Source organism: Flavobacterium sp. KMS, assembly GCF_000813005.1.
Lineage (GTDB): Bacteria > Bacteroidota > Bacteroidia > Flavobacteriales > Flavobacteriaceae > Flavobacterium.
The window spans coordinates 77001-88334 of sequence record NZ_JSYP01000002.1; the positions used below are offsets into that span (position 1 = coordinate 77001).

General features: G+C 29.1%; 11 protein-coding genes. 1 reads left to right on the forward strand and 10 read right to left on the reverse strand.

Features of this window, described 5'->3' with window-relative positions; genetic code table 11:
• Window positions 1–195 precede the first annotated feature (195 nt).
• The 10 genes from OA93_RS02995 to OA93_RS03040 form a co-directional block, all read right to left on the reverse strand.
• Window positions 196–1077 carry a hypothetical protein gene (locus OA93_RS02995; protein ID WP_039111680.1) on the reverse strand — a complete coding sequence of 294 codons (882 nt, stop codon included), beginning with the start codon at window positions 1075–1077 and terminating at the stop codon, window positions 196–198.
• Entirely contained in the window at window positions 1077–2510 is a 1434-nt protein-coding gene (locus OA93_RS03000) for an MBOAT family O-acyltransferase (RefSeq protein ID WP_039111681.1), read from the reverse strand. The genes OA93_RS02995 and OA93_RS03000 overlap by 1 nt, the downstream gene beginning before the upstream one ends.
• 37 nt (window positions 2511–2547) lie before the next feature.
• Window positions 2548–3624 carry a glycosyltransferase family 4 protein gene (locus OA93_RS03005; RefSeq protein ID WP_240474653.1) on the reverse strand — a complete coding sequence of 359 codons (1077 nt, stop codon included), beginning with the start codon at window positions 3622–3624 and terminating at the stop codon, window positions 2548–2550.
• The gene (locus OA93_RS03010; RefSeq protein WP_039111683.1) at window positions 3617–5011 is read right to left on the reverse strand and encodes a hypothetical protein; all 1395 of its coding nucleotides are present in this window, start codon (window positions 5009–5011) and stop codon (window positions 3617–3619) included. Before OA93_RS03010 ends, OA93_RS03005 begins: the two co-directional genes overlap by 8 nt.
• Window positions 5012–5020: 9 nt before the next feature.
• Window positions 5021–5857 carry a GNAT family N-acetyltransferase gene (locus OA93_RS03015; protein ID WP_039111684.1) on the reverse strand — a complete coding sequence of 279 codons (837 nt, stop codon included), beginning with the start codon at window positions 5855–5857 and terminating at the stop codon, window positions 5021–5023.
• Complete coding sequence (locus OA93_RS03020; RefSeq protein WP_165572086.1) at window positions 5854–6633, reverse strand: polysaccharide deacetylase family protein; 780 nt, start codon at window positions 6631–6633, stop codon at window positions 5854–5856. The genes OA93_RS03015 and OA93_RS03020 overlap by 4 nt, the downstream gene beginning before the upstream one ends.
• A 144-nt stretch (window positions 6634–6777) precedes the next feature.
• Complete coding sequence (gene neuC, locus OA93_RS03025; protein WP_276203393.1) at window positions 6778–7911, reverse strand: UDP-N-acetylglucosamine 2-epimerase; 1134 nt, start codon at window positions 7909–7911, stop codon at window positions 6778–6780.
• Window positions 7904–8944 (reverse strand): N-acetylneuraminate synthase family protein, encoded by a 1041-nt coding sequence (locus OA93_RS03030; protein ID WP_039111686.1) that lies wholly within the window; start codon window positions 8942–8944, stop codon window positions 7904–7906. The genes neuC and OA93_RS03030 overlap by 8 nt, the downstream gene beginning before the upstream one ends.
• A gap of 14 nt (window positions 8945–8958) precedes the next feature.
• Entirely contained in the window at window positions 8959–9630 is a 672-nt protein-coding gene (locus tag OA93_RS03035) for an acylneuraminate cytidylyltransferase family protein (RefSeq protein WP_039111687.1), read from the reverse strand.
• 1 nt (window position 9631) lies between these two features.
• On the reverse strand, window positions 9632–10516 hold the full coding sequence (locus tag OA93_RS03040; protein WP_039111688.1) for a glycosyltransferase: 885 nt from the start codon (window positions 10514–10516) through the stop codon (window positions 9632–9634).
• A 421-nt stretch (window positions 10517–10937) separates the two neighbouring features.
• Here OA93_RS03040 and OA93_RS25320 point away from each other — a divergent pair, with 421 nt between their 5' ends.
• On the forward strand, window positions 10938–11087 hold the full coding sequence (locus OA93_RS25320) for a hypothetical protein (RefSeq protein ID WP_240474655.1): 150 nt from the start codon (window positions 10938–10940) through the stop codon (window positions 11085–11087).
• Window positions 11088–11334 lie beyond the last annotated feature (247 nt).

The window sequence follows — 11334 nt, forward strand, 5'->3', positions numbered from 1 at the left end:
AATAAGTCCAAAAATATGATTTAAGTAAATTTAATATTATTAAATATAAAAATAAATAAAAACAACATTTTGAAAATATTGTTAAACCAAAAGTTAATAAACCTTCTCCTCTATTAATTATAATATCAGGGACAATTAAGATTAGAATAGAAAATAGAATCAGGATTATCTTTAAATTAATTTGTTTAAGCATATTTATTTATTAAAAAAATCTTTCAAAATTCTAGTCGTAAATATTCTTGCACCACTATCATTCATATGCCCGCAAGATGAGAAATATTTATCTTCTTTTACAACATTTTCATAATTATGAATCTCAGGATATGCCTTTTTTACTTTCTCGAAATAATTCATCCCTACAACATTTTCACACATGGGGGTCATTACAGCAATAAAATTGATATCATTCGCCTTACAGATATTTTTAATTTCTTCGTAATACTTATTGTGTGACAAAGGATTTAAATTGACAATATTATTTTTCATATTTCCGTTTTTATGTTTTACCAACGGATAATATCCTAAATTGTCCAAAGCATTTGTTTTTTCACCTATTACAGTTTTATAAACTTCTCTAAATCCAATTTCAGAATCATACTTCACATATCTATAAAATGGGATATAAAATAATTTATTAAAATTTTCTTCAGTAGAAAAATGATTTTTTATAACTGTTGAATTATGAATATATGGTAAAAACTTTGTCGAAACTCCCTCAGACTCTTGATCATTAGAAAGGTTCAAATCGGCTTCAAGAATTACATTTTTGATTTCATATTTTCTCTCAATCATTAATTTTAAAAGCAATGATGCTTCAAATAAATGCCCTCCACTCATCCCATAATTAAACGTTTTAAATCCTTTATCTTCAAACATCTGCGAAACAAAATGATTATTAGCACGTGAAGATCCTAAAATCACTACATCATACTTTATATCTTTTGAATTTATAACCGTTTCGATTTTTCCGCGGTTTTTAGACTGCATGAAAATTCCTGTGTATACTCCATCTAGCACAACTGCTATCAAAATGTTAATAGCAATAATTATCCCTGAATAAATTAAAAAACGCTTCATTAAAATTGAAAATATATAAATTCTTTATAATCAGAAAATGTTCCAAATGCCATTATTGCAGTAATAGCTAAAGCTATCTTAAGCAAGTTTTTTTTACCAGAAAGTGGTTCAACTTTGGTACGATTGTTCCATTCGACTAGAACAAATATTCCAATCATAAGAAGTAATTCATAATTGTAACGTTCATTATCTAAATACTGGAAAGTAAAATTTTTATTTGTTACCATACGTTTTAAATATTCTACTGCATCGGTTATTGTTCTGGCTCTAAAAAATACCCAAGCTACACAAGTCAATAAAAAAGTATAAAGAATACTCATTATTACTTTTGCAGAACCAAAATTCCACTTTAGTACAATTGCATCCATGTTATTTCTGTTGCTATTTGATAAAAGTAGAGGCAGAAAGTAAACTGCATTTATAAATCCCCAAACAATATATGTCCAGTTGGCACCATGCCAAAATCCGCTAACTACAAAAATGATAAAGGTATTTCTGATTTTCATCCAAATACCTCCTTTGCTCCCACCTAAAGGAATGTAAAGGTAATCTCGGAACCAAGACGACAGCGAAATGTGCCAACGACGCCAGAACTCGGCTATGTCTCGTGAGAAATATGGATAATTAAAATTTCGTAATAAATCTAAACCAAATAACTTAGAAACTCCTAGTGCAATATCTGAATATCCTGAAAAGTCCCCATAAATTTGGAATGCAAAATATATTGCGCCCAAAATAAGAGAGAAAGAATTCATTGAAGTATAATTATCAAAAATAGCATTGGCATAGGTAGCACAAGTATCTGCAATTACAACTTTTTTAACTAATCCCCAAATAATTTGGTAAATACCTTCTTTCGCCATTTGAAAATTAAACTCGCGTTTTACTTTTACTTGTGGCAATAAATGTGTGGCTCTTTCTATTGGTCCTGCAACTAGAAGTGGAAAATAACTAACAAACAGAGAATAATCTACAAAGTTATATTCGGCTTTTATTCGTTTAAGATAGATATCAATTACATATGATAATCCATGAAAGGTATAAAATGAGATTCCGACAGGAAGTATGACTTTTAATAAAATAGGACTTGCCTGAATTCCAACAGAATTTAATAGTTCTGCAAAAGACGCTGCAAAAAAATTATAGTATTTAAAAACTCCTAAGAATCCTAAATTGACTGAAATACTAAGCCAGAACCAAAATTTCCGACTTCTTTCTGTCTTTCCTTTTTCAATTTGAATTCCAGTGTAATAATCCAAAAATGTAGAAAAAACTAATAAAAAAAGAAATCTCCAATCCCAACAAGAATAGAAATAATAGCTAGCAATAATTAATAAAGCATTTTGAGTGCTTTTTGTTTTATTAAAGACAAACCAATACAGAAAAAAAACGATTGGTAAAAAAATGGCAAAAGCCAAGGAATTAAAAAACATTTATGGGATTTATGAAATTTTAAATTTAATGAATATACTACATAAGTAGTTTAAAATGATTTTCTACCATTTTCGGCAAAGAAAAGAAATTGGAAATTAATTCCCTTGTATTAACTGATATCTTTTTGTTTCCTAAATAAATATCTTCTAGAATTGTAGCTAAAGCATTTATATTTTTTGCTTCAAAAATATATCCGTTTTCACCAGAAATAATTACTTCAGTATTTCCTCCTACATTTGTTGTAATTACAGGAACATTTGCTGCAAGACTTTCTAAAATAGATAAACTAAAACATTCCATATGTGTAGGCTGCAGCATATAATCGTATTGCGAAAAAATTTCATTTAAATTGGATTTACTTCCCTTAAAAACAAAACACTTTTCTAGACTATATTTTTCAATTTTATTAATTAGTACTTTTCTATATGGCCCATCTCCATAAATAGTTATTACAATTTGATCTTTTATTTTAATAGGAAGAAGATTTATTGCTTCAATTAAATCTTGAATTCCTTTAGACTCTCTAAGATGCGAAGCCACCAAGAAACTTGGCTTTATGATTTCTCTTTTATCTCTCGTTAAAATTGCATCTAAAATAACACCATTGTAAATGGTTACAGTTTTAGGTTTTAAATGAGAACCAAAATCTCTCAAAATTTCATTTACAGTATAATTTGATACTCCGACAAAAACATCAATATATCTCGAAAATAAAATTCCTTTTAGTGTTTTATTTATTTTCTTCTTGAATGCATATCCGCTTAATGGTCTCGGGTTATGATCTACCGCAATTATTTTAGCTTTTGATATTTTTTTTATTTTATAGAATAAAGGGGTACATAATTCTACAAAATGTGTAATAATATGTGTGTACTCTTCTCTATTTTGATTATAAAAAGACAGGAAATAATTTTCAACATTTTCTGTTTTACTACTGTAAATAGACAAATCCGAATAACTTCCGTGACTAGATTTGTTAGGAAAAAACCAATCAACTTCAATATTATCCTCTTTACACTTTTTATCAAACTCCCAGAAAAAATAATCCATACCTCCAACTCTTTCAGGAAGTAATTCATAATTGCAGAGAACTGCTATTTTTGTCTTAATCATTGAATGATAATAACGTTGTGGCAATGCGTTTACTAGTATTTTTTAATTCTCTTCCTATTTGTAGTCGAAGAAAGCTTACTCTTTGTTCTTGTTTATTATCTTTTCCTTCAAGAATAAAATTAACTGCATCTAAATATTCATTTTCATTTTTGACAATATTAGTTGAATCGGAATCAACTAATTTTGATAAATGTTTATATTTCAAAAATTTTTGATCATCGAACCAACCGTTTTTATCCGTTCCAAAAACAGGATTTATAACTGGTTTATCAAAAATAAAAGCATCTAAAGTGATTGTTGACAGGACATTTATACACAAATCACAATATTTTAATAACGCTTTTAAATCATTCAAATCCTCAACAGTTGGCACTCTTTGCGTCCAAGCTTCCTGATGTCCTTCTCTGCTAATATTCCAGTCAGGAAAGTTCCAAATAATAAAAGGGAACTTTTTAATTAAATTCTCAAATCTTATAGGTTCTTCAGCTGGGGATGTTCTAACTATTAGATTAACTTTTTTCACAAGTCTTTCTTCTGAAATAAATTTTGCTAGTAACTCTAAATAGATTGGGTCATTTTCACTACTTGTATCATTACAAGTAAAAAATATAATTGGATAATTATTATCAATTTTAAACTTTCCTAAAAAATCCTCTTTACCATATCCAAATTCATTACTTGAATAAGGCTCAAATTGTGGAGTTCCTACCACTTTTATTTGCTTTTCTTTTACAGATTGATAAAAAGTAAGTAATTCTTGTTTCATCAAATGACTCCAAACCAAATAAAAATCAAAAACACCTGCCATTCTACCTTTCGAAGCTAAATTATCCCAACTAAAAATAAAAGCTGAAGTCTTAATTTTTAATTTTTCTGCGGCATAAATAAGTGGGGCGATAAATGGTGGACGCTGATGTGTAAAAAATAACGTAGAAATGTTATCCTCTTTTAAAAGATTTAAATATTCTTTGGTTATTAAATCGTTTTTAAACGTTTGTTGTTGTAAACGATTATAGATCCAAATCAATTTCTCTGAATAAAATAATTTGGAACATTTATGAATAGTTCTTGTTGCAAATCCTCTCGGATTTTTTGCTTTCGATTTAGTGCTGCTTAAATTGTCTTCGATACCAAAATTGCCTTTTGCATGTAATTGCAAATGGGTAACTTCTTTAGCTTTTCTAAAAAACCACGTATAAAAAGACTCCTCAAAAACCCTTAATTCTATAATTTTACACTCTAAATTGAAATCACTATAAACTGTTTTTGGCAAACATGAATAAATAATTACTTCATCAAAATTAACTTTTGCTTCCTTAATAAAATCGGTTAATATAAAATTACGAAATCCAACACCATCTGTAATAACAACCCCTAAATTCTTCATAAAAAACTCTTATTTTAGACTTCCAATTCTTCCATGATCAGAATAGGATCTATGCACTACAAAATTATTATCTAAAGGCTTTTCTGAAAGAAATGTAATATCACAAAATCTATCTTTCTCTACAGGATTCAATCGCCATGGAATAGTACTTTTATAATCCAAAACCCAACCATTTTTTTCTAAATCTTTAGATTTTAAGTCATTCCACGAAGAAATATAATCCATCCATATATAACCTAATTGCCATGCTTGCTCTTCTAACAGTTGCAGATTTTGGATATCTACAATCCTTAATCCTCCTACATTTTCCTGACTTACCGCCCTAGAACCATCATTTAAAACAATTCCTTTTATGGATGGTTGACAAAAATAATGAGTGTCTTTTTTTATCAAAGATTCTATTTCAATATCTATAGGAACACAAACATTGGCAAAATCTTTATTCTCAATACTTGGATTAATTTTTACATAACGTACCAAATCATAATAACGAATCCAACGCATATTTTTGTAAAGCCCTAATCCCGCTTCATTTGCTGCTGTTGCGGCCAACGGATAATAATTACGGGCCAATTCATACAGTTTTCCTAGAATACCTTTTCCTCTGCATTCTTCATTAAGATATACATTAATAATCCAAGCAAGACCACCTCCAAAATTTGCTCCTACATGACCAACAACTTCACCTTTTTCGTTTAAACATATAAATGAACGACCATGTTTTGAATCTCCATATTGCCATTCCCAAAAAAATTTATCGTGTAGCGGATGATTTTCTCTATATATAATTTTGAAAAAAGATTCTAAAATTCCCCAATCGTTTATAGTTGCTTCTCTAGTAATCATAACTTTTCTTTATAATTTTTACCTCCTACCAAATCATTACAATCAAATCTATTTAATAACAAATGATTACTGGTTGCTGCATTTATTCCTCTATTTGTTGTAAAACCTAATTTGTATCCTACTTTTTTAGCTATCTCGGCAACTTCATCTGTACAAGTTTCAGGGGTTCCGTAAGGGTATGAAACTAAATCTAATTTTGAACCTATTAGTCCTTCAAAAAATGTTTTAGTATTTTCAAGTTCAAATTTAATTTTTTCAGTATTTAATAAACCTAATGGATAATGACTGTGTGTATGGCTTCCCAAATACCCCAATTTAGCAATTTCCTTTAAATTTTCTTCACTCATATAAAGTGATTCTAGAACACTACTTTCTTCAAAATGCAAATCAAACATTTTTTTTATAATCCCTTCTTGCTGTTTGAAATTTAGTTTGAAATTTAAAATATACTTTAAAACTGCACTATTTTCATCGTCATATCTATAAATTTCTTTTGCTTTCACTTTTTCTAGATCTGAAAAATCAACTTTTTCAATCTTTAAAATTTTATCTAAAAATTCAGTTGTAGAGATAATCGATCTTAATAAATGAATTTTATGAACTGTGCTTACTTTTTTATCTTCAAAATTTAATGAATTTGCAAAAAAAATAACTGGGATATTAAGTTCATCCAAAATAGGCAAGGCCAAGTCAAATTGCTCTTTTAGACCATCATCAAAAGTTATTAGTAAAATATTTTCTTTAGATTTTAATACCTCATCAATATTACTTACCAAATTGTTTGGGCTCATAAAATCTCCTTGTTTTTTTAGCAACATTAATTGTTGTTGAAACTCTTTAGGAGTAAGTCCAAATATACTGGGATAATTAGCCTTAAACTTATTTCGTATATAATGATAATTACTAACTGTAAGCATTATTTAAATATCTCTAAATTGTTTTTGATGATTGAGTTGCCAAATATCATCTTTTTTAAGACATTCTAGAAATAATTGATTACTATTTCCTTGTCCAAAATCATCTTCGATATTTTGTATTTTATGTGAATCAATAATCGAAAGCGCTTCTTTAATTTCATTTTCAGAATAATCTATATTAATTATATCCGCATGAACAGCTCTATTCTGCTGACGTGTTCCGATATTAATAATCGGAATTCCATAATATGGAGCTTCTCTAATCCCTGCACTACTATTACCTATGATAAATTGGCTGTTTTTTAATAATGCTAAAAAATACTCGAATCTTAGTGATGGAAAAATTCTGAATCTTTCGTTTCCTTTCAATCTTTCATATTCTTCGAGGATAAATTGGCTTCCTAAATCATTGTTCGGAAAAATCACGACATAATTATGATTGTCTTCCAGTAATGAAGTCACAAAGTTTTTTACATATTGCTCCATTTCCTTAATTTCGGTCGTGACCGGATGAAACATAACTATTGCATATTTTTCAAAATCAATTTTATAATATGCCTTTGCAGTTATTAATTCTGGTAACTGATCTGAAAACATAATATCAACATCTGGGGAGCCAATTGTAAATATTGATTCTTTTATTTCACCCATTTGTATCAATCTTTTCTGCGCTTGTTTGTTGGATACAAAATGTATATGACTTAATTTACTTACGCTATGGCGAATTAACTCGTCCACAGTACCAGAAACTTCTCCGCCTTCTATATGTGCAACTAAAATATTATTGAGAGATCCTACGATAGCACCTGCCAATGTTTCGACTCTATCTCCATGTACGACAATCATATCTGGATTTACATCCTTACAATAAGCAGATAACCCCTCAATGGTTTTAGCAAGAGTTAAATCCATTGTAGTTTCATGAGTATGATTTTTGAAAGTATGGATGTTTTTAAAATTACATCTTTCTATTTCAATTAACGTATAACCATAAACCTCTTGTAAATGCATTCCCGTCACAAAAACATATACTTCAAAGTTTTGCTGTTTTTCAAGGGCTTGAATTAGCGATTTTATTTTACTAAAATCTGCACGAGTTCCTGTAAGAAATAGAATTTTTTTTATTGAATTATTCAAAATCTGAAAAATCTAATTGTTCATCATTCTCTATGTTTCTCAAAGCGATTTTTCCTATCAAGTCATTAAAATGTTCTGCTAGAATTTTACCAGTTCCTGGGCGCTTTACCCAAATGTTATCTTTGGTTAATTTCTCTCCTTTTTTTATTGGGGCAATAGCGCAAACAGTTGCAAATGCAAAATCAATTGTTACTTGTTCTTCAAATGCTGGCTTTTTTGTTCCTCCTCGCATCAAAGCAATTTCCGCAGATGAAATAATTAATTTCTGACACACTTTTTCGTCCATACTACATACAATATCTGGCCCTGTGCGTTGCATATGGTCTGTAAAATGACGCTCTAAAATACTTGCACCAAGGGCAACTGCTCCTAAGCAGGCATTATTATTTAAGGTGTGATCGCTTAAGCCAAAAACTTTATCTGGAAAAGCTTCATGTAATTCTACCATTGCACCAAAACGCACCAAATGAATTGGAGTTGGATACAAATTTGTAGTATGCAAAAGCGCTACTGGAATATTGTGTTTATCAAAAATAGCAACAGCTTTTTGAACACTTTCTATAGTATTCATTCCTGTACTTAAAATTACAGGTTTACCAAAAGATGCAACATGCTCTAGCAATGGATAATTGTTACATTCTCCTGAACCAATTTTATAAGCTGGGATATCAAATTTCTTCAACCTATTAGCTGCGGCACGAGAAAATGGGGTCGAAATAAAAATCATCCCTTTACTTTCTACATACTTTTTAAGTTCTAATTCATCTTCTTCATTCAGCGAGCATCGCTCCATGATTTCATAAATAGAAACATCTGCATTACCAGGAATTACTTTTTTAGCAGCTCCACTCATTTCATCTTCGACAATGTGCGTTTGATGCTTTACTACCTCAACTCCTGCAAGTTTTGCTGCATCAACCATCTCTTTAGCTACTTGTAAAGAACCTTCGTGATTTATTCCGATTTCAGCAATGACTAAAGGAGGGAAATCTAACCCAATTTTACGTCCTGCAATTTCTATATATGGATTCATGAATAAGTTATGAATTATAATTTTATGTGTTTATTGTATAAATATTCAGCGTAATCAAAATCTTCTTGAGTATCAATATCGATATTAGCAAAAATATGATCTATTTCAAATGGAAATGCATTTTCAGAAATAATTATATTCTCTAGAATCAATCTTGCTCTTGTAATATAAAGCAATCCATTTTCAAAAAAAAGAGGCTCCATATCCTGGCTACGTTGTCCGATTTTATAATTAAAAGGTATGAATTTATTGTCTGCTATCTTTCCTAACTTATTATGATTTCGGGTAACAGTAAACAAACTATCGCAATTTTGTTTACCATAAATTTCAAATGTTTTTTTCAATAAATCTTCCGGACGAAGTGGATTAGTTGGTTGAAGTAAAATTACATTTTCAACATCGGCGGAATCAATATTCTCCAAAACATTTTTTAGTGCCGTAATAGTAGGCTCAAAATCTCCTGAAATAGCCTCTGGTCTATCTATTACTTTTGCTCCAAACTCTAAAGCAACTTGTTTGATTTCTTCATCGTTTGTAGAAACATAAATTTCATCGATGATTTCGCTATTTGCTTTAGCATACAAAATACTGTGTGCCAACAAAGGAATTCCACCTATCAATTTTATATTTTTTTGTGGTAATCGTTTGGATCCTCCACGTGCTGGAATTATAGCAATAGTTTTCATCTTAAAATTTTAAACTTGATAGATTTCTCATTTTCACGATCACATTTTTATCAATAGGATTTCGGTATTTTAAAATTTTAGGAATATGGATTGATACCACAAAAATAGTTTTAAAATATATTTTACAATACCCAAAATCACTTAAAGCATACTTTTTTAAATTATGCCAATATAATTTTAGGATACTCATTAAAGGGAAAGGATAATAGACCAAGAAGTAATAAGTTGCATTTTTTAATTGTTTTCCAAATCTAAAATAATTCTGCTTTACTAATTTTCTTTGTTCTCTGTTAACCCTATGGTTTACTTTAATTTCATTAGAATATAATATATCAAATCCTTTTGCTAAAACTTCAATAGATAAACAAGACTCTTCTCCATAAATATCAATCCATACGGGAAAACCATTAGTTTGATTATAAACAGACTTTCGAATAGCAAATCCACAACCAATAAACTCTGAAGAAAGAAATTCTTTTTTCTCACTTTCAGCTTCCTTTAATGCTTCAATATCGGACGGATAAATTCCTTTTATTTCTTCTAATGCAATAATCCCTACATTTGGATATTTTTTAAATAAAGTTTCAATTTTAAATAAAAAATCTTCGTTTAATGGATGCGCATCATCATCTAAACCAATCAAAATTTCAGAAACTGCTAATGGATAAATTCGATGTCTGGCTGCCGAAGCTCCAATCGATTTCGGAGAAACAAACCATCGCACCCAAGTCAGTTCTTTTTGTAAATCTGCTGAATCATCTGTGCATCCATCCAGAAAAACTAAAACCTCAACTTTAGATTTATCAATCAATAAATCCAAAATATTTAGCGTTTTGAATAAATCTTCTCTACGATTTTTTGAAACTATAAGAATTGAAGCTTCCATTCTTTTTTAAAATTTATCTGATTTTTTTAACAACAAAACAATCCTTTCCTCTATATATTTAGTAAAAAAAACACTGAAGATTATTAATATTAACATGTAGAATATTGGTGCTAAGAAAGGTGAAAAACTAAATTCTATACCATTGTTATGAATCAAAAAAACACCTATATTTTCATGAATCAGATAAAGAAAATAAGACGATACTCCAATACTATTTAATATTTTATTATTTAAAAATGAAATTCGTTTAGGAGAATAGATCATCAATAGAAACATGAAGATAAAGAAGAGGATAAGCATTAACTTTTTGAAATCCTGGCAATTGCTAATAACTAATAAAAATGTAAAAAACAAAAATGTACTTTTTTCCCAAATTGAATTTTTAATTTGTTTTAGATTATTTTCATAAAATATATAAAGTATGGATCCCAAACAAAAAAAAGGCAATGCATCTGCCAAATTAAAAATTGACCTAAAAGCCTTCAACTTTAGAATTACAGCATTATTGACATATATATGTGACAAGAAGAAATTTGAAGCTATTAATAATCCTGCCATTATAAAAAAATAAGAATAAAATTTTCGCTGATAAAAAAAATACAAGAACGATGCCAACACATAAAACTGAATTTCGACCCAAAGGCTCCAGTAAGACCCGCTAATATAATCCAAATCTATCTTATGTCTGATTAATGATGTAATTAAATCTGGTTGCAAAAAAGTTATACTGGCTAGAATATTTTTAAAATAATGACTTGTTGGAAATAAAAAAGTATTGTCAAATAAATTAAAAAAAATATATGTCAATAATGAAGCAA